We start from the raw sequence: 22,577 nt of genomic DNA on the forward strand, positions 1-22,577 counted from the left end.
TTGAGCGGGGCTTTGGGGGCACTAAGAATAGCGTCTGAAAAAGCGTGTATCGGAATGATTTCGCTTCTTGGCGATCGTGAGTACATGGAATACTCAGCGTCCGTGCTGAGAGGGCGTTGTATAGTAGTAAGACATTAGCCTTCTAAGCTGATGTAATGTGTTTCCAAGACATTCCTGTTTTTGCCGAGTGGTTAATTATATGTATTTATTTTATTGATAATCGTTCCTCAAGATTCCTTGTGTTTCAATTCACTTCCGACAAAAAACTGACAAAATGCCAGAACTTACTGAGACCTTTGCGCGCAAGGTTCCGCAGACAAAAACTGGCACCGCCAAGCACTGGGACAGCGAGATTAAAGGGCTCGTTCTTTTCGTTGGGAAGAAGTCAAAGACTCGGTATTTTCAGAAGGATGTTGGAGGTTAAACCGGCGGGTTCTGATTGGGCGGCATCCGGTGATTTCGGCAGATGCAGCACATCAAACAGCCTTAGGTTTTGCGCCGGATTGGGGCAGAGGGGCCGGAAAGAAGATCCAGATTGGGGCGCCAACCCTTGCCGAAGCGATGGAGGCTTATCTGGCGCGCCCCAAGCTTCGTTCGGAAGCTCACAAACAAGGTCTTCGACAACAATTCGAACGACACCTGAAAGATTGGCTTCGTCTGTCGTTAGATGACATCACGAAGCGAATTGTTGTTGAGAAACACCAATCGATGGCGCCAACGCCATCAACAGCTAACCATACGTGCCTTTCGCTGCAGATTGGGTCAATGACAGATTTGGGGAAAATCGCCCTTCCAGGGCTGGAACACCTTACGGAACAGAAAACCTTCTCTTCCACTGAACGACACGCAATTCATCGCGTTTCTCATATTCTGTAATAGCTTCACTGATGCCCCTGTTAACTTGATCCTCTCGATCTTCTCCGAGATCGGTCATGCGCATGGTAAACCAAGCAGTCATACCTCCGGGCGGCAAGGTGGCGAAGCGAGGGAAAGGGGGATCATTTTCACCTGTCCGCCATTTTGCGGGCAAGGAGGGATCGAGGACAATACCCCGTGCCACTCCCACGACATCCACATCCCCTGACCGGATTGCAGCTTCAGCCTCCTCTTTACGTTTGAAGCCTCCGGTGACCATAAGTGGAACCGATATCAGTCGACGCGCAGCGCGTGCAAATTCGACAAAGTATGGACCCTTCGTGGCGCGTTCCGAGCTGGAAGGTGCCCCGGGGAAATAGGTTCCGCCGCTGATATCCAGAAGGTCGACACCCTTGCCTTCAAGGCCTGCAACGACTTCGAGTGCTTCGTCTTCCGTTAGGCCTCCGTCGAGTTGATCGGTTGCATTCAGCTTTATTGCTACCACAAATTCGGATGGGACCGCCGCGCGAACGGCTTCGACCGTTTCAATCAGTAGCCGCATCCGCGCCTGTATCGAGCCGCCATAGGCATCGGTTCGGCGATTGAATAGTGGCGACAGAAACTGGCTCAGGAGGAAGCCGTGCGCGGCATGGATTTGCACGCCGCCAAAGCCCAATTCCGCCGCACGCAGTGCGGTGCGGGCAAAACAATCTGGAACGGCCCTTATCTCGGCGAAAGACATGGCTTCGCTGCGGAAATCAGGAAAGTCGATGGCACTTGGCCCTCTGGGTTTGCTGATCGGAAGATGAGCCATTGCCCCAGCATGCCCAAGCTGCAACCACAATTGGGCTCCGTTAGCCGACCCGCGCCGCGCAAGGTCGCGAAACGCTTTCAGGTCGGCTGCATCATCCAGAACCAGATTGCCCGGTTTCTCGGGGTACCTCGGATCACCCTGCACTTCGCCGATGATCGACGCGGCAAGCCCTCCTTCAGCCCAGCGTTCATAAAGCCGCATCTGAGAAGGAGTTGGGTTTCCCTCGCCATCCGCCAACGAATCCGACATCGCTGATTTGATGATCCGGTTCTTCAATACACGCCCATTCGGCAAAGTGAGTGGCGAGAAAAGGGAGATGTTCGAAGCGGTGTTCAAAGCAGTTTTCCTTGGAGTTTTCATCTCCACCTGAGATACTTTGGATCACTTTGTATGATAAGATGGCTACTTGGATCACGTCTTGATAGAATTTGGAACAGATGACACATAAGACAGAAATCGAGATCCTTCTGGCCGTTGTTGATCACGGCAGTTTCTCAGCCGCCGCCAGAGTGTTGGGATACACCCCGTCCGCTGTGGGTAAACGGGTGCACCAGCTGGAAGAGCGGTTGAGGGTGCCGCTTCTTGTCCGCTCAACCCGGCGCATGGCCTTGACCGATGCAGGACAGCGATATGTGGAGGAAGCGCGGGGTCTTCTTGCTCGCCTAACAGCGCTTGAAGAGGATATTGCCGATGATGGCGACAGGCTGCGCGGCACAATCCGCGTGACAAGCGCCGCAGCTCTTGGTCGCCTGCATGTAGTTCCCATTGCGATCGAATTCATGGAACGACATCCGGAGGTTGAGATCGAATTGCTGCTGACCGACAAATCGGTCGATTTGGTCGGAGAAGGTTTTGACCTTGCGATCCGCAGCGGTGTCTTACGCGACTCGTCCCTGGTCTCGCGAAAACTGATGACCAACCGGCGAGTACCATGTGCTGCAACTGCCTATCTCGAACAGCATGGCACCCCTCAGCGACCGGAAGAGCTTACCACACACAAATGTCTGCGCCTGCGTCATGAGATGCACCTTTCGGATTGGGGTTTTGCCCGAGCACCACACGGGCATGCGCGGCTTGGCCCCGGCTTCATTTGCAACAGTCTTGAAGCTCTCCACGCAGCGTGCTGCGCGGGGCGAGGCATTGCTTGGCTGCCAGAGTTTCTCATCTCCCAAGACTTGCCAAATGGCCACCTGGTGCCGATGTTAACTGATTTCACTGAACAAGACGCTGGCGGTGGGATCTTCATTCTACGCCCGGGAACAACCTTCCTGCCGCGGCGGGTGCGGGTTTTGATCGATTTCGTAGTCGACCACTTCCCTTGCATTAGTACCGAATAAACCGGAGGAAGTGCCGTTTGGTGAAGGTCCGCAGCGTTGCGCAGACTGTGAGCCCACCATAGGATTCTGCAATTGCAGTGAATGTCCGAAAGGCAGGTTGCAAGCGCAGCTTTCCAATCGCATGATCATCGCCCGCATAGGACCGTTCTCGAAGTGAATGACGGACCAGCGATGTACTTTGCTGCATCTGCTCCGACTGGCGCTCTGAGCCCACTTTGACCGATGCTGCGCTGTGCTTGAAGAGGTGCAATCAGACCAAAACCGTCATTGCCCCAACAAACTTCGTTCTACGACAAGATTGGTATGGCTGTGTGAGGCTGAAGAATGCCGATTGAGGAAACTTAGCTGCGTACTAGAAAAACCATTGTCATCCCTAACCCGACGAAAGTAACGATGGAACGGATCACATTTACCGGCAGCTTCTTCGCGAGTCTTGCGCCTGGATATCCTCCAATTGTTGCGAGGATCATCATAATAGCGGCTTATTTCAGGTAGACGATTCCGGCCAGCAGGAACGTCACGACAGAGGCTCTGGATAAGATGAACGACAATGCGTTTTTTAATCCGTTCATCAGGTTGATGTCTCGAAACCCCAAACCCGAAAACGGCGCAAGAAGGATAATTCCTAATCCACCGTTGAAGTATCCGCCATAGGTCGTGACGGCCAGTGTGGCCGCGTTTCTGCCTAAGGGGTTCGCTTTGCCTTCACTTTTGGTCCAGCTGCGAATTTGCTTGTCGAACGCAAATAGCAGCGTCGCAAATAGCAAAAGCCAAGGGACGATAAAACTGAATACCTCAGACGGCGTTATCAGCAGCAATACGGCACCCAGGAACCCGCCTAAGACTGATAACCCCAACAGGACGAATAGTGCGCGTCTGTCGTAGGCTCGAATCTCGGATAGAAATCCTACCGCTCCGCTGAGATATCCCGGAAAAACCGCAACGGCGCTTGTTGCATTAGCCGGGATGGGAGGCACTCCTACGAAGACCAGCGCCGGGAAGGTCAAAAAACTACCCCCGCCGGCAATTGAGTTTAAAACACCTGCAAGAAAAGCGGCGACACATATAATGGTGAGATCAAGCATTCCTCACCAGATAGTCATGTGCCGACAGGGCGAAAATATCGACAAGAGAATAGAGTTCATCCAGCATGATGTATTCGTCGGCTGAACCAAGGTTATGGGCCATCAATCCGCAGACAACGACTGGCACGCCTGCGTAGCGATATAACCTCGCGTCAGACGCCCCGGCGCGCATGGTAACTGCCGGCTCTTGTCCCAAAACTTCAATACAATTTTGACGCACCGCTTCGATTACGGGGTGGTCTGGGGCGGTCCAGCTGGGTTCGTATCGACGTGTGATTTCAAGCTCAATCCCATCAACATCCTGACACATCCGGGTCAACTCAGCCTCGATTTGCGCAACCGAAACACCAACCGGCAGCCGGACATCACAAGTAAAATCAGCCCTGTCGGCAACCAAATTTGACAATCTGCCGCCGTCAATTGTGCCAAATGTGATTGTCACATTTTTCAGCACTTCCGTTTCACCTTCACCTGACATGCGTTCGGATTTTTCCGACCACTGATCAATGAGCGGGACAACATTGTTGCCCGTCGTTTCAACCGTGAAAGACCGCAAGGATTTGAAGCTGTCCATGACGGCGGTTAGTTTCTCGATTGCGCTCTCCCCGCGGTGAACATGGGCGGCATGGGTGGATTTGCCTTTTGCCGTAACCTTGGCCCAGATCATCCCTTTCTCGCCAAACCGCAAAATGTGCGGGGACCCGACGTCGCCACTTATCATAGCGTCGCCTTTTGTGTGCGGCACGTTGTCGAGCAAGTATTGGGTTCCAAGCACCCCCATAGTTTCTTCGTCGCCGACAAATGTACCCACGATTTCACCAGGGAAGTCCGCCCCGGTTTCGGCTAGACATTTCATTGCCAGAAGACTGGCCGCGATGCCGCCCTTCATGTCAGAGATGCCCAATCCATAGGCCTTGTCGCCGTCCACTTCGCCTTTTGGATCGCGGGTCCAACCAGACAAATCGCCGGCCGGGAACGTATCCATATGCCCGTTTAGGATCAGACGTTTTCCGGGGCGATTGCCTCGGAGACGGACGACAACATTATGCACCGGTTCTTCTGAGATAAAGCGCTCAATCTCGACACCAGGTATCGATGCTGCTATGGCTTCAATTTCGTCTGCCATCGCCCGAACATCTCCTTCGGGCTGTTGGCTTTGGATTTTCACCAGACGCTGAGTCAGATCGACGACTTGTTTTCGATTTTTGTCGAGCCAGAACCATATTTTATTGCGTACATTTGGCTCGGTAATATTGGCTTCCATTTTCACACTTCCACCAGATCAGTTTGTAGATTTTTCTTCATTTGGCGTCGCTGCATCAGAACTACAGCAACGTAAGCCAGAATGCCGAGAATGTAGATAATCTCCTTAGGCATCCGACCGGACTGCTCTAGACCAACTGACGTGACATAATCGCCCCAGGTAACCCCAAGCTGTTCGGCTGGGCCATTAAATCCAATGTCAGAGACCGCGGTACGCCCATCACTTTCGACCTCAACTGAGATGCCAACGGCTTCCAGCAAATTTTCCGATGCATTTGGAACAGTTGCAGTGAACAGTTTGAAGCGGTCCCGTATTCGGTTTCGCGGGTGACATACAAACGCACTTTCTGCCCTTCTCCAACCGAGGTTTCACCGGCAACAACTTGTGCCATTGGTACGTCTTCATAGGCAGGGCAAAATCGATCCGACACATAATCCGGACGGAATAGGCTGATTACAACAAAAACCAGCAACACGGATTCAATCAGCTTCAGGCGAATGAATATCCACTGAAGTGTCAGGGACGAGAAGGCGAAGATAGCCATCAACGCAACGACAAAGTTTAAGCCCCCCTGCCAGATTCTGTCTACTCCGACCAGCAAAAGTTCTGGGTTGAAAATGAACACAATTGGAAGGATCGCCGTGCGGATCGCGTATTTGAAGGACTGGATACCCGTCTTCATAGGATCTGCACCCGAGATGGCAGAGGCCGCAAATGCTGCGAGACAAACTGGTGGCGTCGCATCTGCCATGAGCCCGAAGCAGAACACATAACGATGCACGGCAATAAGAGGCAGAATCAGACCCGACGCGTTGCCCAGCTCGACCATTACGCCCGCCATCAAGGAGGCGACGACAATATAATTTGCCGTAGTCGGTAGCACCATTCCCAGGATGATGCTAACGACAGCCACAAGGAATAACAGAATGTAGATGTTGCCCTGTGAAAGTGCTTCAACAATTCCAAGCATGGCGTTGTTGAGCCCGGTCGATGAAACGATTCCGACGATGATCCCGACCGCACAAACAGCGCCGTAACGCCCGTCATTGATTTCGCACCAGCAACCAATGAGTAGAATACAATTATTCCACCCGACCGGAGACCTTTCAGGACCGACAAACCATGCTGACGCGCCAGTATCACCTGCTGCAACACAATGATTCCGACCATCATCATGATTGACCAGAACACGACGCTTTCTGGGCTCCTGTGCTTTCCCAACAGCAGGTAAACCAGCATTCCGATTGGAACCAGGAAGTATGCACCTTCTTTGAACGACTTGGCCATCGCTGGCAAGTCAGCCTTCGGAAGATGTATGGGCATGAGTTGGAAAAGGGCGACGTCGTGATCTCGGGCCGGGTCGAGGTGACGGTGGGCGATCAACGCAAGGTTCTGGGGCCGGTCGATGCCTATTACTTCAACAGTCGCACGCCGCAACGGTTCCGGCAGGTCGGCCCCGTAGTCTGCCGGATCATCAGCGCCTGCACACCGCCAACTTTCTGAGCATTTGGAGTGAAAAATAAGCACTATGCATCATAGTGTTGCAGGCCCCGCCGGAATGAGCCACAGTATGATGCATAGTGCGGGAAATTCCTGCATGTCACTTAGGGCGACCGTCGCCCAATTCGGAGAGGACCGGAATGATGAAGAAGCCTGCCACTCTGCCCCGTGGCTATCGTACCTGCACCGCGTCGCTTGCCGTTGGTGACGTACCCGCAGCGCTGCAGTTCTACGAAAGCGCCTTTGGTGCGAAGGTTCAGGCCTGCGACGTGGAAGAGGCTCCGGGATTTGCCACCATCAAGATCGGCAATTCGATGCTGTTTGTCACCGCCGGTTGGGGTGCGCATGGTCCCGCCGTTTCGGGCACGGTCACACCGGTTGGACATCACATGTATGTCGAAGACACTGACGCGACCCTCGCGACCGCGCTGGAAAATGGCGCCCGCCTGATTGCCGAGGCGACCGATACCTATTGGGGTGAACGCTGCTCTACAATCGCCGATCCCTTCGGCCATGTCTGGACGCTTGCGACCCGTATCGAAAACCTCAAACCGGCGGAGATCAGTGAACGGCGCAAGGCGCTGCTCGACGCCGTACAGACCGAGGCTGCATGAGCGTCGCACCGTTCCCAACATTCACTATCCGTCAAAACGATCTGGCGATTCTTGCGGCTGAAAACCGCATCGGAGATTACCCTGTCGCCGTGCGCACGGCGCGCGAGGTGGTCAGCGGCGGCTTTGCCAACCATTCGACGCATCCCAACACATGGACGGTGTATTTTTTGGTCGATAGCCAATGGGCGTTGGTCGAATCCACCCGCGGTCTGCGGCGGGAATGGTCCAGCCTGGACCGCCTTGAAAAATGGCTTCGCAGTTGTGGCTTCCGTTTCTTCTGGGTCCGCAACGATATCGATTTTGTGGAAACTCTAACAGATGAAGCAGCCGAGGAAGAGGCTTTATGACGCCGGAATCTTCCAAAACAATTGGCCTGAGGACAGCAGGCTTGCGTGAATACACGATTTTGTGTTCCGATGAAGAGCGCCGGATCATAGCGGCGGTCGCAATCGGCGAGAAAATGAGAAGAAACGAAATATGACCCCCTTTGCGATAACCGGAATCCAGATGCATGTCGGCGCGCTGCAGTCGAATGTTGACGCTATGTTGCATCGGATCGACATCATGATGGCTCGGTTCCCCTGGACCCAGATGGCCTTGTTCAGCGAGCTGGCGCCTCATGGTCCGCTTGACCGGTTTGCCCAGCCCTTTCCCAATGACGACCTGTCGCGCTTTCAGGACGCGGCGCGGCGTTACGGGATCTGGCTGATCCCTGGCTCGATGTTCGAGAAACGCGAGGATGGGCGGATTTATAACACTTCCGTGGTGATCAACCCGGATGGTGAGATCGTTTCTAAATACTCCAAGATGTTCCCGTTCAAGCCTTATGAACAAAACATCGCCTCAGGCACCGAGTTCTGCATATTCGACGTGCCGGAAGTGGGCCGGTTTGGCCTGTCGATCTGCTATGATATCTGGTTTCCCGAAACAACTCGGCACCTGACTTCTCAGGGGGTTGAGGTTCTTTTGCATCCGGTCCTGACCGGCACAACCGACCGCGAGGCCGAGCTATCGATTGCCAAGGCGACCGCCGCGCAGTTCCAATGCTATGTGTTCGATGTGAACGGGCTGGCCACTGGGGGCGTTGGCCGCTCGCTGGTCGTCGACCCATCGGCCACTGTGCTGCACCAATCGGCAGGGCAAGAGGACATCTTCCCCATCGAGATCGATCTGGATCAGGTCCGTCGCCAACGTGAAGTTGGACTGAAAGGTCTGGGGCAGGTTCTCAAGAGTTTCCGTGACCGCGAGGCGGACTTCCCGGTTTATGACCGTACCAGCGGGGCGGATGCTTATCTGCATACGCTGGGCCCACTGCGTATTCCGCAGAAAGGCGACGTCGCGGGTGTCGCTGCATCCGACCCCAGAACGGCGCTGGGATATAACGAAGACGCCGCGACCAAGCCCGACAATCTGTATCTCTACAAAGGGCGCTCCGGCACAGACTGATACCAGCCCAACTTTTCGGTATCGGCAGAAAGGAAAAATTTCATGCACGGCATTTCCGATAGCGAAAAGCTCCACACTATCTCGGACTACTACAGCGCCTCACAGCTGAGAGCAGACCGATGGAGCGCGCTGCGGGAAACGGCCGAATCTCTGGATCAGGGCGGTAGCGAAAAAGATCGGGACCGGGCACGGCAATTGTTGCAGGCGCTGGCCCCGATCGAAGTGTATTTTGCGTTTCCGGGCGGTTCTGCATTCGATTATTTGCGCCGGTTGTTGGATCATGGCAACTTTGGCGATTTTTCAACCGCCGTGCGCCGGGTGTCGCGTGCGCTTACATCGGGGGCGTATCGTCGCCGCTCGATCCCCCTGATCGCGGATGAAACCGAAGGCGATGAGTTCGAGGACGAAGCGGCCCAAAGCCACGAGGCGCGCGCGCTGGGGCGGCCCTATTTCGAAGTGATGATCGTCGACAACGTCAACGAACATCAGGAACGCTTCCTGCAAACCAGCTTGCAACGGATGCGCCGCAGCGAAGACCAGTTCATATATGAAACCGTTGTGGTTCCTAGTGTCGAGGACGCGTTGATCGGGGTTCTGTTCAATCAGAACGTTCAGGCTGTGATCGTCCGCCCGGGCCTGAGCCTGAAATCCAAGAACGAAACCAATGTTTTGGGCCGCTATATCAGCCTCTATGGCGAGGGCGCCGATCTAGATGCGCTGTCGCCCTCGGAATACGGACCAGAAACCTGCCGCCGGATCGGCATGCTTCGTCCCGAGTTGGATGCCTATTTGATCACTGACCGCTCGGCGGAAGATATCGCCGGTCTTGATCTCGGCCTGTGCCGGCGGGTGTTCTACAATCAGGAAGACTTTCTGGAACTGCACCTGAACATCCTGCGGGGGGTGCAACGAAGGTACAAGACGCCCTTCTTCACAGCGCTCAAGGAATACTCCAAACAGCCCACAGGCGTGTTTCACGCAATGCCGATCAGCCGGGGTAAATCCATCAGCCGCAGCCATTGGATTCAAGACATGGGGGCTTTCTACGGATCGAACATCTTCATGGCTGAAACTTCTGCCACCTCGGGCGGGCTGGATTCGCTGCTGGAACCCAAAGGTCCGATAAAGGAGGCGCAAGAAGCCGCCGCTCGTGCGTTTGGCTCTAAACAGACCTTCTTTGCCACCAACGGAACATCGACCTGCAACAAGATCGTGGTGCAGGCGCTGGTCCGGCCCGGTGACATCGTGCTGGTCGACCGTGACTGCCATAAATCACACCATTACGGTATGGTGCTGGCGGGGGCGAGCGTAGTCTACATGGACAGCTATCCGCTGCACGATTACTCGATGTACGGTGCGGTACCGATCCGTGAAATCAAATATAAACTGCTGGCCCTGCGCGCTGAAGGCAAACTGGACCGGGTGCGCATGGTGCTGCTGACCAACTGCACCTTTGACGGCATCGTCTATAACGTCCAGCGGGTGATGCAGGAATGTCTGGCGATCAAGAAAGACCTTGTGTTCCTGTGGGATGAGGCGTGGTTTGGTTACGCCCGCTTTGCGCCCAATACCCGCGTACGCACCGCGATGCGTTCGGCCAATATTCTGCGAGAAGAGTTCCGCACCACCGAACACGCCGAGGCCTATGCGGCACAGCAAAAGGAACTGAAGGGCAAGGGAGATGACGCGTGGCTCGATACGCGCCTGATCGCACCACCGGACGCACGGGTGCGGGTCTATGCCACGCAATCAACGCATAAAACGCTGACCGCGCTACGGCAGGGCTCGATGATCCACGTCAACGACCAGCAGTTCAAAGGTGCTGTCGAAGAAGCCTTTCATGAGGCTTATATGACCCACACCTCGACCTCGCCCAACTACCAGATCATTGCATCGCTGGACGTGGGCCGCAGGCAGGTCGAGATCGAAGGGTATGAGTTCGTCCAGCGGCAGGTCGAAAGCGCCATGGCAATCCGCCGGGCGGTTACAACGCATCCATTGCTCAAGAAATACTTCCGGCTGGTCACCGCAGGCGACATGATCCCCGAGCAATATCGCGAAAGCGGCATGACCAGCTATTTCGACCCGGATCAGGGTTGGGCCGATGTCTGGGATTGCTGGGCCAAAGACGAATTCGTTCTTGATGCCACCCGCATCACCCTGCATGTCGGCGCGACGGGCTGGGACGGCGATACGTTCAAGACGAAGATCTTGATGGATAAATACGGCATCCAGATCAACAAAACATCGCGTAATACCGTGCTGTTCATGACCAACATAGGCACCACGCGCAGTTCCGTCGCCTATCTGATCGAAGTGCTGGTCGAGATCGCCAAGGAACTGGACGATCTGATGGATGATGCGTCCAAGATGGAGAAACTGGCTTTCGACAAGCGCGTCAGGAACCTGAGCGAGCATGTCCCGCCGCTGCCCGATTTCAGCCGGTTCCACGATGCGTTCCGCTGTGAAAAAGGCACTGAGGCAGGCGACATCCGCACAGCGTTTTTCTTGTCTTATGACGAAGACAACTGCGACTATGTCGAGCCCGACAAAGACATGCTGGACCGGCTTGAAACAGGGGAAGAGATGGTCTCGGCCACATTTGTGATCCCTTATCCGCCGGGCTTTCCCATTCTTGTGCCGGGGCAGGTGATCAGTCCTGAAATCCTTAAATTCATGCAGGAACTGGACGTCTCGGAAATCCATGGATTCCGCGCCGATCTGGGCCTGCGCATATTTACCGAAGACGCTTTGAAAACAATCAAGAAATCATAAGGGACTGGGAGGACCATATGCCAAAGAAGGTGCTGAAAAACATCTCGGAAATCCGCCGGTATTTTCATACCAACAAGGAACCGATCTATTTTGTATCGGCGACCAATTTCAACTTGTTGGGGCTGGATGAATGGGTGATGAACTTTACCTATATCTGCTACATGGATTGCTTTGACGGTCGACATCCGAACGTGTTCGTCCCTTCCGAGATGCCGCATGACGAATTCCAGTCGATCGAAGACATTAATAACTATCTGTTGCAGCACAAAGAGGTCATTGATCTGATCAAACGGCGCGGCGGCAAGCCCAAGTTTGTCTTCTTGATGTTTGACGAAACCACCGAGGCGCTGGTTAAGGAGTTGGGTGGCCAGCTATGGTTTCCTAAGGCAAAGCTGCGCACCAAATGCGACAACAAGATCGAAACAGTTCGCATCGGCAATAAGGCGGGTGTACCTTCGGTGCCAAACACCCTGAATGTGGTCAAAAGCTACGATCACCTGCGGAAAATCTGCGACAAAGCGGGTCTGGGCCACGATCTGGTGCTGCAATCGGCCTTTGGCGACAGTGGCCACACGACTTTTTTCATCAAGTCCGAGACCGATTTCAAAAAGCATGAGCACGAGATCATCGGGGAAGGCGAGATCAAGATCATGAAACGGATCGATTGTCGTGGTGCGGCGATCGAGGCCTGCGCGACGTCCGAAGGCACCATCGTCGGCCCGCTGATGACCGAGCTTGTGGGCTTCAAGGAACTCACCCCCTATCGCGGCGGCTGGTGCGGAAATGAGATTTTCTCGACCGCCTTCCCACCCAAGGCCCGCGAACAGGCGCGGCAGTTGACCTTCCAGTTCGGAGAAGAACTCCGCAAATCCGGCTATCGTGGCTATTTCGAACTCGACTTCCTAATCGACAAGAAAACAGATGAGCTCTGGCTAGGCGAATTGAACCCCCGCATCACCGGAGCCAGTTCGATGACCAACCACGCAGCCTTTGCTCATGCCGATGCGCCACTGTTCCTGTTCCACCTGCTGGAGTTTTCGAAGAAACCGTTCGAACTGGATGTCGAGGAACTGAATGCCCGCTGGGCTGACCCGGACATGATCGACAGTTGGTCACAGATGGTGATCAAACACACCGATGACAGTGTCGACAGGATCACGCAGGCCCCGCAATCGGGGATCTACAAGATGCTGGAAGACGGGCGTGTGGTGTTTGACCGGTTCGACTATCACCGCCGCGCCGTGGGCGAGAATGAGGCGTTTTTCCTGCGCATCTCGAATGTTGGCGATTACCGCTATGAAGGGGCTGATCTGGGCATTCTGGTGACGCGCGGGCGGTCGATGACCAAAGGTTTCAAACTGACTGACAAGTCGAAAAAGTGGATCCATGGGATCACTTCGGCATATATGGCTGAACCTCTGCCCGCCGCGCAACCGATGGAAGACACCGCGTTCAAAATCATGTAGAAAGTCCTATGACGCTTGTTTTTCGTTCCATCGACGAGGCGCAGCCCGGTCCCAAGCTGGCCGGGCTGTTTGCCGAATACTGGCCCGCCTACCGCAAATGGTGGGCGCAAGAGGGGTATTCGGCCCGCCCCACTTATCGTGAATGCCTGCGCGCCCTGCAAAAACATATGCCCGAGATCATGTCGCTGTATGAAGAGGTAGTTGAACTGGTCGGCGGCAGCGACAGCCAAGCGCGGTTTCTCAGCTTTTACTGCCCGCCGAAATACCTGTCCGGGTGCAGTCAGGCGGTCTGGCGCGGCAAGACACCTATTCTGGTGCGAAACTATGATTACCACCCCAAGACCTTCGATGCCGCCTTGCTTAGAACCCGCTGGGGTGAGCGTGGCGTGATCGGGATGAGTGATGGCGTACTTGGCCTGCTCGACGGTATAAACGATGCCGGTCTGACGGTGTCGCTGACGTTTGGCGGACGGCGCGAGGTGGGTGATGGGTTCGGCGTTCCACTGATCCTGCGCTATGTTCTGCAAACCTGCGAAACAACCGCTGAAGCGATTGAATGCCTAAGTCGTATTCCCTGTCACATGAGCTATAACGTCACCGTATTGGACGCAAAGTACAATCATGGCACGGTGTTTCTGGCCCCCGACCGGCATCCGCAAATCTCTGACGTGCCGGTGGCGACCAACCACCAGGGCCAGGTGGAATGGTCGAAACATGCACGCTTTACCGCTACGCTTGAGCGGGAACGGTTCCTGCTGAACCGTCTCAACCAGCACCCCGAAAGCGAAAAGCGGTTCATCGACGCTTTCCTGCGTCCGCCTCTCTATTCCACGGCATTCAGCTCGGGGTTCGGAACGCTCTATACTGCTGTCTACCGACCAGCAACAAAGCAATTGCAACTGGTATGGCCTGGGACGAGCTGGGATCTGTCGTTTGGTAACTTCAGCGAAGGAAAGGTCAACCTGATGTTGCCGAAGGCGGAGGCGGAGGTCTCATACTAGCCCGGGTCTTGTCAGAAGAACTTTGCTTGAGCGGGGTAGGGCGGTTGCGTAGCTTTTGCCCATGACCAGACCTGCCTCTTTCAAGTGTTTTAGTCCAGCCCCGAGATCTTCCGCCTTGCTGTGATGCTGTACATCCGTTTCCCGCTCTCGCTGCGGACTGTCGAAGATCTGCTGCACGAGCGAGGCGTCGACGTGAGCCACGAAACTGTCCGATATTGGTGGAAATGGTTTGGCCCGATGTTTGCTGCTGAGATACGGCGGAAGCGTGTTCAGCAGCTGCGCGCATTCTCCAAATGGACGTGGCATGTGGACGAGGTTTTCGTGAAGCTAAATGGCAAGCGGCATTATATTTGGCGGGCTGTTGATCACGAGGTGAGGTGCTAGAAGCCGTTGTCACCAAACGCCAAAATAAAGCTAGAGTACTGAAATTTTTCAGGAAACTGATGAAGCGTCACGGAAAAGCGAAAACCGTAATCACGGATCGCTTCGCATCGTATCGGGCTGCTCTCAGAGGGCTTGGTGCTACCGAAAAACAGCAGACGGGCAGGTGGCTCAATAACCGGGTTAAGAACTCGCACCTGCCGTTCCGGCGACGCGAACGCGCGATGCAGCGTTTCAGGCGCATGCAAAATCAGCAGAAGTTCGCTGCCGTTCATTGCTTTGTCTAGAACTACATCAATTAGGAAAGATCGCTAGCCAACGGGGGGTGTACTCAAATTGACGCGCACGGCCGTTCATCCAGATCGCGCGATCTTCGCGTTTTTCAATGGACAGCTCTACTGGCCTAGCTGAGACTGGTTCAAATTCGTCTGACAGCACCAGCATGCTTGCAGGACATGTCCACATTTTTGTTGACAGCAAGTCCTGTGCTCGGGCAGCGTTTTGGGCATGGAAAAGAGCAAGAGCGGCCAAACATGGCGCAAATCATGATTGCAAAACTGGGACGCCGGGAAACCGGCTGTGATCTGGTCGTCTAAACTGACGCTGGTCATGAACCGATTTGGCTTTTGCTAGACCGGGCATCCTCATCTCTTCTGCCTCTCCTGATTTTCTGGTTTTTCTAGATGCACAACAAGAACGCGTTGCGTCTTGCCGTTGATATTGGCGGTACATTTACCGATACGGTTTTGGTCGATGAGCAAGGTCATATCCTTGCCACTGCCAAAACACCGACCACCCCGAAAAACCCGACACTTGGGGCGCTTGCGGGTGCTAAGTACGTGTTGGGCAAAACCGGGGCGGACTGGCCTCAGATCAGCGGCTTTATCCATGGCACGACACTGGCCACCAATGCGTTGATCGAGCGCCGCGGAGCAGTTGTGGCGACTGTGACGAGCGAAGGGTTTCGAGACATTCTCGAAATCGCCTATGAGCGCCGCTACAACCAATATGAGATCAATCTTGTTAAACCTGATCTGATCGTGCCGCGTGCGCGCGCTTTTACGATTAAAGGCCGAATGGACTCGCGCGGGCTGGAGTTACAGCCGTTCGATGATGGGGCTGTTTCCCAACTGGCTGAAGAGCTTTCTGCTTGCGGCGCTGAGGCCGTGGCCATTTGCCTTATGCATGCCTATGCCAACCCGACACATGAGTTGCGGCTGCGAGAACTTCTGCTGGCGGCGCTACCCGATCTAACGATTTCGCTATCGAACGAGGTCAGCCCCGAGGCGCGCGAGTTCGACCGGCTCTCAACTACCATAGCCAACGCTTATATCCAGCCTCAGATGGAAAGCTACCTGGCCGATTTCCAAGCGCGGTTTAGCGATGAGGGGTTGCAATGCCCGATCCTGATGATGACTGCGGGTGGGGGCATGACCACGATGCAAACCGCCGCGCGCCTGCCGATCCGACTTGTAGAATCCGGTCCTGCAGGGGGCGCCATTCTGGCTGCGCGCATCGCCGCCGAGACCGGCGAGCGCGAAGTGCTGAGTTTCGACATGGGCGGTACGACTGCCAAGCTGTGCCTGATCGACCAATATCGCCCGCAGACAGCCCGAAAATTCGAAATCGCACGTGCGGCGCGTTTTACTAAGGGTTCGGGTATGCCTGTACGTATTCCGGTGATCGAAATGATCGAGATTGGAGCAGGTGGCGGTTCGATCGCGCATGTGGATCGGTTAGGCCGCTTGCAGGTCGGGCCCGAAAGTGCGGGATCCGAGCCCGGACCCGCCGCCTTTGCCAAGGGTGGAACCAATCCGACGGTAACAGATGCCGATGTGGTGCAGGGGCTGATTGAACCCGGGCGTTTTGCTGAGGGACGGCTTGGGATCGATACGGACGCGGCTGAAACTGCGCTTGCGTCGGGGATCGGGCAGGCGCTGGAGCTAAACAGCGCACAGGTCGCCCATGGGGTCAGCGAGATCGTGGATGAGAACATGGCTGCCGCAGGGCGGATGCATGCGGTGGAATCTGGCAAGGATCTGGGCGCTCGGTTGATGATCGCTTTTGGTGGCAATGGCCCCTTGCACGCCACAAGGGTGGCGCGGCGTGCACAAGTCGATCGCATTCTAGTCCCGCGTGATCCAGGGGTAGGTTCGGCGGTGGGGTTCCTATTTGCTCCGGTCTCGTTTGAAATCATCCGCTCGCGCTATAGCACCCTTGAGGCGCTCGACCTTGAGGGGCTTAGTGCCTTCTTCGACGCAATGATCAGTGAGGCTGAGGCCGTTGTGAGGGCTGGCGCACCAGAAGGGCGACTAACCCGGAAAAGGCAGGCTTTCATGCGCTATCATGGGCAAGGGCATGAGATTGAAATTACGCTACCTGACCGGGCTTTGAAAGAGGCGGATATTCCTGCGCTTCGCAAGACGTTCGAGGAGGAATACAGCCGCCAATTCAGCCGCGCAGTGCCAGGCATGGCTATCGAGGTTCTGAATTGGGCGCTGGAGGTGACGTCAGAGCCACCCGCGCTGGAGCATTACCCCGAGACGCTTGAGAAAAAGCCTGCGCGGCCAGATGGGCAGCGGCGCATCCTGTGTGATGTCACCGGTGAGTGGCGCGAGGCCGATATCCACGAGCGCGCAGCGCTCAGGCCCGGCGACCAAGTGAGCGGGCCTGCCCTGATTATCGAGCCGCAGACCACGACATTCGTCAGCGCCGATTTCTCAGCCCATTTGGATGGCGGCAGTAACATTTGGCTCATACGCAAACGGGAGGGCAACCGATGAGCACGTCGAATACTCGCCTGCAGGTCATGTGGAATCGGCTATTGGCCGTGGTAGAGGAACAGGGTCAGGCGCTGATACGCGCAGCTTTCAGCCCCATCGTGCGCGAATGCGGTGACATTTCCGCTGGCATATTCGATCTACAGGGCCGAATGCTGGCCCAGGCCGTGACCGGCACGCCAGGCCATATCAACACCATGGCTGAAGCAGTCAAAGCACTGCGCGGCCGCTTTCAGCTTCAGGATATGAGGCCCGGCGACATTTACTTAACGAATGATCCGTGGATAGCCTCTGGGCACCTGAACGATTTCCTGTTGATGATGCCGGTGTTTTTTCGGGATCAGGTGGTCGGGTTTACCTCCTGCACCTCGCATTTAGTCGATCTGGGCGGGCTGGGCATGGGGCCAGAGGGCGCTGACATCTTTGACGAGGGGCTGCTCATCCCACCTTGTAAGCTAGTGGATACGGGCAATCTAAACACACTTCTGATGGAGATAGTGAAAGCCAACTCTCGCGAACCCGTCGCCAATGAAGGCGATATCTATGCGCTGATCGCGTGTTGCGAGACTGGTGCCGCACGACTTGCCGGCATGATGGATGAGTTCGGTATCGACCATCTGGACGAGCTGGCCGACTACATCATCGACACTTCATATCGTGGCACCGTTGAGGCCATTGCCCAGCTTCCCGCGGGGACGTGGCACACTGTGCTGAAGGTAGACGGGTATGAGCAGGAGATTGATCTTCATGCGACCCTGACCATCGGTGAAGATTACGTTAATCTGGATTTCAGCGGCACTTCCGGCCTGTCAAAAAAGGGTATCAACGTGCCGCTCAATTATGCCACCGCATATTCGGTGTTTGCCCTTCGCTGTACTATCGGGCCGGACATTCCCAACAATGCGGGCTCGCTTGAGCCATTCCACGTTACGGGGCCAAAGAACTGTATTCTGAACGCCCAGGCACCCGCACCGGTCGCCATGCGCCATACACTGGGGCAGATGACACCCGATTTGGTCTACGGCTGCCTGTCGCAGGCGCTGCCGGATTCCGTTCCGGCCGAGGGGGCATCATGCATGTATGACCTGCCGCTGCGCCATACACCCGAGGCGGTGTCTCGCGGGGATGAGCAGTTTGCGCTGGAGCTTGTATTCAGCGGTGGAACCGGGGCGCGGCCTGATCTGGATGGGCTCTCGGCTACTGCCTTTCCGTCGGGTGTCTGGGGAAGTCAGGTGGAAACGACCGAAGCGGTCGCGCCTGTCCTGATCACACGGCGCGAGCTCATTCCGGACAGCGGCGGACCCGGGCGAACACGCGGCGGCTTAGGTCAACATATTGAAGTACGCTCGTCGCAGGACGAAGAATTCATGGTGTTTCTTTCGGTCGAGCGTGTCTTAAACCCTGCGCGCGGGCGTCAGGGAGGGGGTCCTGGCGCACCGGGGCGCATCCGCATCGGCCATGACGGACCAGATCTGCCTGGAAAAGGTGAGGTTCGGGTGAAGGCAGGAGAAACATTGCTTTTCGAAACTCCGGGTGGTGGCGGTTTTGGAGATCCGCATGAGCGTAGTTTGAACGACGTTCGACGCGATCTCGACGAAGGGCTGATCAGTCAAGAGGCTGCGCGTGATATCTATGGGTACAAACCATGATCCGTTCCGTTGGGCATATATCCGCGATGTCACCTTATGCGCTGGCTCAACTTGAGGCACCGAAGGGGAAGCCCCTGATCTCGCTGTCTCAGAATGAAAGTCTGCGCCCTCCCAGCCCGCTCGCGATAGACGCGGCCGCGAAAGCGCTGGTGGCCGGACATCTCTACCCCGACCCGGATTGGGGGGAGCTTCGCGCCGCGTTGGCGAGGCTTCATGGTGTCCCTGCCGATGGCATCCTGTGTGGCTGTGGCTCGATGGAGCTGATTTCATGCATCACACAAGCGTTTGCGGATGAGCACAATTCGGTACTGGCCCCGGCGCATGCCTACCCGTTTTTCCGAACTGCCGCGCAGATAGCACGAGCGCGCTATGACGACGCCCCGGAAGAAGACAAGCGCGTTTCAGTCGATGCGTTGCTTGCAGCTATCCGAAACGACACCCGTATCGTCTTCGTTGCCAATCCCGGCAATCCTACTGGCTCCCGCATCCCGCGCGCCGAACTGGTACGTCTGCGCGAAGGCTTGCCGCGCGATACCCTACTGGTGGTCGACGAAGCATATGGCGAGTTCACAGATCATATAAGAGAGCCCGTGTTCGATTTGGTCGAACGCGGCGATACGGTGGTTCTGCGTACCTTCTCTAAGGCGTATGGTCTGGCCGGGATGCGCGTAGGTTGGGGCTTGTTTCCACTTGAAATCGCCCGAGAGCTTCGCAAGGTGATGAACCCCAACAACATCACGATAGCCGGCCAGGCGGCTGCAAAAGCTGCGCTCTTGGATCAAGGCTACATGCGCGAAACCTGTCGGGAAACGGCGAGATTGCGCGACGGATTGCGCCAACGGCTGCTTCAGGCCGGGCTAAATGTGCCTGAAAGTTTTACCAATTTCGTCCTGATCCATATGGAAAGCCCTGAAGCGGCGCACCACGCCGATCATGCCCTTCGGGCAGAGGGCGTGTTTTTGCGCCCGCAAGCCGGAGCTGGGCTTACCGATTGCCTACGTGTAACCATCGGTGTCGCGGATCAAATCGACATTGCTGCGAGCCTTCTGGAGCGCCTGGTAAAGGAGGGATTATCATGACGAATTCTCGTGGGCGTGCCCGATTTGGTGTTCTGGTGCCTTTCACCAATACAAATCTCGAACCCGACATGACACTGTTGCGCCCCGATGGCGTGTCGATGCATTTCGCCCGTATGGGGGGCTATGATCAGGACAAGGTCCCCGATGCAGACCAGATGCACGGGCTGGGCGCAGCGGATTTGGACGAGTCGCTGCATCTGTTGCAGGGTGTACGTCCGGATGTGATCCTTTATGGTTGTACCTCGGCGACGCTTACGCACGGCCCGGTATTTGACCGAGGGCTTGCTGAACGGATCAAAGCCACGAGTGGTGCCCAAACTGTGACGGCGGCAGGCGCTTTGGTACACGCGCTGACCACACTGGGGGTGGGGCGTATCGGCTTTGCCTCGCCCTATGTGCCCACGATCAATGACATGGCCGTCGAATTTCTGGCACAAATGGGTGTTGAAACCTTGATCAGCTCAGAGGTGGACAGTGATTTGGACAACTACGGACAGGGCGAACTGGACCCGCAGGCAGTGTTCGATTTGGGCCTTGCCGCCAACCATCCCGAGGCCGATGCGATTGTGCTGTCTTGCACTGACATGCGCAGCGTCGAGATCATCGCCCATTTAGAGCAAGCAGTGGGCAAACCAGTAATCACGTCTAATCAAGCAATGGCTTTCCGTGCGATGCAGCTTGCTGGAATCGGCGAAGCCTTGCCGGGGTTCGGTCAGCTTTTGGAAAGAGAGCGGCTATGAGTTTTGACCGGGTCGCTGAGCTCTCGCTCGCATGCCAGGACATGCTGCGAGGTGCTCTCAACTTGGGCGTAGCGCTGCTGATCGACACGGTTCGCATGGTAGCCGCTGCAACAGGTGTGATGGCAGGGCGAGTCACTGTGGATTGTGCCTTTGCCACTCGCGGCACCGCGAAAGATGCCAGGGCGGTTGATGCGGCCTGAGACCAAATTTAGTGAAATGGAACAGCATGTCCGTGCTCTCGTGGAGGAAAACCATGTCTGACACCCCGCGTATCATTCTGCACAACAGCGACACGGCACCGCTTGCCGAAAGCTTGTGCGCCGCATTCCCAAAAGCAGATTATCGTGAATGCAACAGCTATGAGGGTCTTCCTACGCTGATCGACAGCTATAAGCCCGAGGTCGTCTATTCGGTTCGTTTCGCGGGCACGCCTGGCTATCCGCGCGACGCGCTGTTTGGCCCGCAAGGCCCAAGTTGGATTGCCAATGGTGGGGCGGGTACTGATCATTTCGGCCAGTGGGACCCTCAGAGGACTATCGTGACCAATGCTGCAGGTGTGGCCGCTGGGATGATGGCGGAATATATCTTTGGCGGGTTTTTGCATTTTACCCTGGATGTGCCTGGTCTGCAGAAAGACAAGGCTGCGCGGCACTGGAACGCGCGTACGGTCAGGCCGTTGGCGGGCAAAACACTCCTGATCATCGGGCTGGGTCATACCGGTCAGGCGGTGGCGGCGCGCGCCAAGGCCTTTGGAATGAAAGTCTTGGGAACCCGTGCCCGCCCCAAGCCGATGAAAAATGTCGATGAGGTGCACGCAGCGGATGAACTGCATGACCTTCTGCCATTTGCAGATTTCATTGCAGTCTCGACCCCACTAATTCCAGCGACACGTGGCTTGATCGGTGCGCGAGAGATTGCGGCGATGAAGCAAGGCGTCATCCTCGCGGATGTTTCACGCGGCGGTGTAGTGGATCAAGCTGCCCTTCACGTAGCACTGAATGCAGGTCACGTGGCGGCGGCGGTACTGGACGTGTTCGAAACCGAGCCTCTTCCCGAAACAAGCCCGCTCTGGGCTCTTGAGAACGTGGTCATCTCACCGCATTGCTCATCGGTTTATGCCGAATGGGAACAGGCTTCTTTTGATTTGTTTATTCAAAACCTGGATCGCTGGATACGCGGCGAGAGATTGGTCAATATCGTGAACCCAGTGCGTGGATACTAAAGAAAATGCTCTGACGGAACGCCTGACGGGGTACTTGTTCCGGCCGTTAACGTCTTAAGAGGACAATCTGTAGGTCGCAGAAAACCAATATCTTTATCATGCCGTTTTTTGTTTGGAGCGTGGCGCATTACCTTTCGCCTTTCGGGAACACCTGCCAGGTGATGTCGGATGCCTTGCGTGAGCGCGTAGCGATGCTCGAGCGCTCTGTTAGGTCGGCCACAGTGAATTAGGCGAGCTCAAAAAACAAATGACTGGAGCGCAGCGTAGAGCGGTCTGACGGCAGTAGACTTTCAAAAACATCGGCGGTACCGGATTCACTTATGTGAATTCTGATGCACTTGCTGCGATCGTTTAATGTCGAAAATAGGAAGTGCCCCTTTGAATAAAGTTTACTTAGGAACAAGAAGTGCCCAAATCGAGATTCTCGGCACACAATTCAAATTCTGCGGTTGCGCCCACATTGCTGAAGGGGTGGATTGCTCCTGCTTCTAGCGGCGTCGCAATGCGCCATAGTGCAGGTGTCTAAATCTGCTTTTGAGAGGAGCCACCCCATGCAAGTTACCACGATC

20 protein-coding genes and 1 pseudogene are annotated in these 22,577 nt (G+C 55.7%); 16 read left to right on the plus strand and 5 right to left on the minus strand.

The window, feature by feature from the left end:
* Window positions 1-453: 453 nt before the first annotated feature.
* A complete protein-coding gene (locus ACR0IU_RS15135; protein ID WP_480716825.1) occupies window positions 454-876 on the plus strand; it encodes a hypothetical protein in 423 nt (140 codons plus the stop codon).
* On the opposite strand, the gene ACR0IU_RS15140 is transcribed toward ACR0IU_RS15135, so the two are convergent.
* Complete coding sequence (locus tag ACR0IU_RS15140; protein ID WP_480716826.1) at window positions 809-2,005, minus strand: NADH:flavin oxidoreductase/NADH oxidase family protein; 1,197 nt, start codon at window positions 2,003-2,005, stop codon at window positions 809-811. The genes ACR0IU_RS15135 and ACR0IU_RS15140 overlap by 68 nt on opposite strands.
* Window positions 2,006-2,106: 101 nt before the next feature.
* Here ACR0IU_RS15140 and ACR0IU_RS15145 point away from each other — a divergent pair, with 101 nt between their 5' ends.
* A complete protein-coding gene (locus ACR0IU_RS15145; protein WP_480716827.1) occupies window positions 2,107-3,006 on the plus strand; it encodes a LysR family transcriptional regulator in 900 nt (299 codons plus the stop codon).
* A 482-nt stretch (window positions 3,007-3,488) separates the two neighbouring features.
* Here the strand turns inward: ACR0IU_RS15145 and ACR0IU_RS15150 are convergent, their stop codons facing one another.
* From ACR0IU_RS15150 to ACR0IU_RS15165, 4 genes are read right to left on the minus strand one after another with little or no spacing between them, the layout of a single operon-like run.
* Window positions 3,489-4,091, minus strand: coding sequence for a sulfite exporter TauE/SafE family protein (locus ACR0IU_RS15150; protein ID WP_480716828.1), 603 nt, complete (start codon window positions 4,089-4,091; stop codon window positions 3,489-3,491).
* Window positions 4,084-5,355, minus strand: coding sequence for a M20/M25/M40 family metallo-hydrolase (locus ACR0IU_RS15155; protein ID WP_480716829.1), 1,272 nt, complete (start codon window positions 5,353-5,355; stop codon window positions 4,084-4,086). The genes ACR0IU_RS15150 and ACR0IU_RS15155 overlap by 8 nt, the downstream gene beginning before the upstream one ends.
* 2 nt (window positions 5,356-5,357) lie before the next feature.
* Window positions 5,358-5,597, minus strand: coding sequence for a DUF3394 domain-containing protein (locus ACR0IU_RS15160; protein WP_480716844.1), 240 nt, complete (start codon window positions 5,595-5,597; stop codon window positions 5,358-5,360).
* Complete coding sequence (locus tag ACR0IU_RS15165; protein WP_480716845.1) at window positions 5,483-6,616, minus strand: DUF3394 domain-containing protein; 1,134 nt, start codon at window positions 6,614-6,616, stop codon at window positions 5,483-5,485. Before ACR0IU_RS15165 ends, ACR0IU_RS15160 begins: the two co-directional genes overlap by 115 nt.
* Between ACR0IU_RS15165 and ACR0IU_RS15170 the strand changes: the two genes are divergently transcribed.
* The 14 genes and pseudogenes from ACR0IU_RS15170 to ACR0IU_RS15235 all read left to right on the plus strand — a co-directional run bounded on the left by ACR0IU_RS15170 (window position 6,565) and on the right by ACR0IU_RS15235 (window position 22,008).
* Window positions 6,565-6,858, plus strand: a complete 294-nt coding sequence (locus ACR0IU_RS15170; RefSeq protein WP_480716830.1) for a cupin domain-containing protein — start codon at window positions 6,565-6,567, stop codon at window positions 6,856-6,858. The genes ACR0IU_RS15165 and ACR0IU_RS15170 overlap by 52 nt on opposite strands.
* Window positions 6,859-6,995: 137 nt before the next feature.
* Window positions 6,996-7,469 (plus strand): VOC family protein, encoded by a 474-nt coding sequence (locus ACR0IU_RS15175; protein WP_480608701.1) that lies wholly within the window; start codon window positions 6,996-6,998, stop codon window positions 7,467-7,469.
* Entirely contained in the window at window positions 7,466-7,816 is a 351-nt protein-coding gene (locus ACR0IU_RS15180) for a hypothetical protein (protein ID WP_480716831.1), read from the plus strand. Before ACR0IU_RS15175 ends, ACR0IU_RS15180 begins: the two co-directional genes overlap by 4 nt.
* Window positions 7,817-7,946: 130 nt before the next feature.
* On the plus strand, window positions 7,947-8,915 hold the full coding sequence (locus ACR0IU_RS15185; RefSeq protein WP_480716832.1) for a carbon-nitrogen hydrolase family protein: 969 nt from the start codon (window positions 7,947-7,949) through the stop codon (window positions 8,913-8,915).
* Window positions 8,916-8,957: 42 nt separating this feature from the next.
* Window positions 8,958-11,690 carry an aminotransferase class I/II-fold pyridoxal phosphate-dependent enzyme gene (locus ACR0IU_RS15190; protein WP_480716833.1) on the plus strand — a complete coding sequence of 911 codons (2,733 nt, stop codon included), beginning with the start codon at window positions 8,958-8,960 and terminating at the stop codon, window positions 11,688-11,690.
* A gap of 17 nt (window positions 11,691-11,707) precedes the next feature.
* Window positions 11,708-13,156 (plus strand): biotin carboxylase, encoded by a 1,449-nt coding sequence (locus ACR0IU_RS15195; protein ID WP_480716834.1) that lies wholly within the window; start codon window positions 11,708-11,710, stop codon window positions 13,154-13,156.
* An 8-nt stretch (window positions 13,157-13,164) separates the two neighbouring features.
* The gene (locus ACR0IU_RS15200) at window positions 13,165-14,157 is read left to right on the plus strand and encodes a C45 family autoproteolytic acyltransferase/hydolase (RefSeq protein WP_480716835.1); all 993 of its coding nucleotides are present in this window, start codon (window positions 13,165-13,167) and stop codon (window positions 14,155-14,157) included.
* A 61-nt stretch (window positions 14,158-14,218) separates the two neighbouring features.
* Window positions 14,219-14,822, plus strand: a pseudogene (locus tag ACR0IU_RS15205) (IS6 family transposase); the annotation flags it as partial.
* 399 nt (window positions 14,823-15,221) lie between these two features.
* Window positions 15,222-17,321: a hydantoinase/oxoprolinase family protein gene (locus ACR0IU_RS15210; protein ID WP_480716836.1), complete on the plus strand. Its 2,100-nt coding sequence runs from the start codon at window positions 15,222-15,224 to the stop codon at window positions 17,319-17,321.
* On the plus strand, window positions 17,318-18,967 hold the full coding sequence (locus ACR0IU_RS15215; RefSeq protein WP_480716837.1) for a hydantoinase B/oxoprolinase family protein: 1,650 nt from the start codon (window positions 17,318-17,320) through the stop codon (window positions 18,965-18,967). The genes ACR0IU_RS15210 and ACR0IU_RS15215 overlap by 4 nt, the downstream gene beginning before the upstream one ends.
* Window positions 18,964-20,046 (plus strand): pyridoxal phosphate-dependent aminotransferase, encoded by a 1,083-nt coding sequence (locus ACR0IU_RS15220; RefSeq protein ID WP_480716838.1) that lies wholly within the window; start codon window positions 18,964-18,966, stop codon window positions 20,044-20,046. The genes ACR0IU_RS15215 and ACR0IU_RS15220 overlap by 4 nt, the downstream gene beginning before the upstream one ends.
* Complete coding sequence (locus ACR0IU_RS15225; protein WP_480716839.1) at window positions 20,043-20,786, plus strand: maleate cis-trans isomerase family protein; 744 nt, start codon at window positions 20,043-20,045, stop codon at window positions 20,784-20,786. Before ACR0IU_RS15220 ends, ACR0IU_RS15225 begins: the two co-directional genes overlap by 4 nt.
* The gene (locus ACR0IU_RS15230) at window positions 20,783-20,986 is read left to right on the plus strand and encodes a hypothetical protein (protein WP_480716840.1); all 204 of its coding nucleotides are present in this window, start codon (window positions 20,783-20,785) and stop codon (window positions 20,984-20,986) included. Before ACR0IU_RS15225 ends, ACR0IU_RS15230 begins: the two co-directional genes overlap by 4 nt.
* A 53-nt stretch (window positions 20,987-21,039) precedes the next feature.
* Window positions 21,040-22,008: a D-2-hydroxyacid dehydrogenase gene (locus tag ACR0IU_RS15235; protein ID WP_480716841.1), complete on the plus strand. Its 969-nt coding sequence runs from the start codon at window positions 21,040-21,042 to the stop codon at window positions 22,006-22,008.
* Window positions 22,009-22,577: the final 569 nt, after the last annotated feature.

The organism is Ruegeria sp. CL5 (assembly GCF_056536485.1).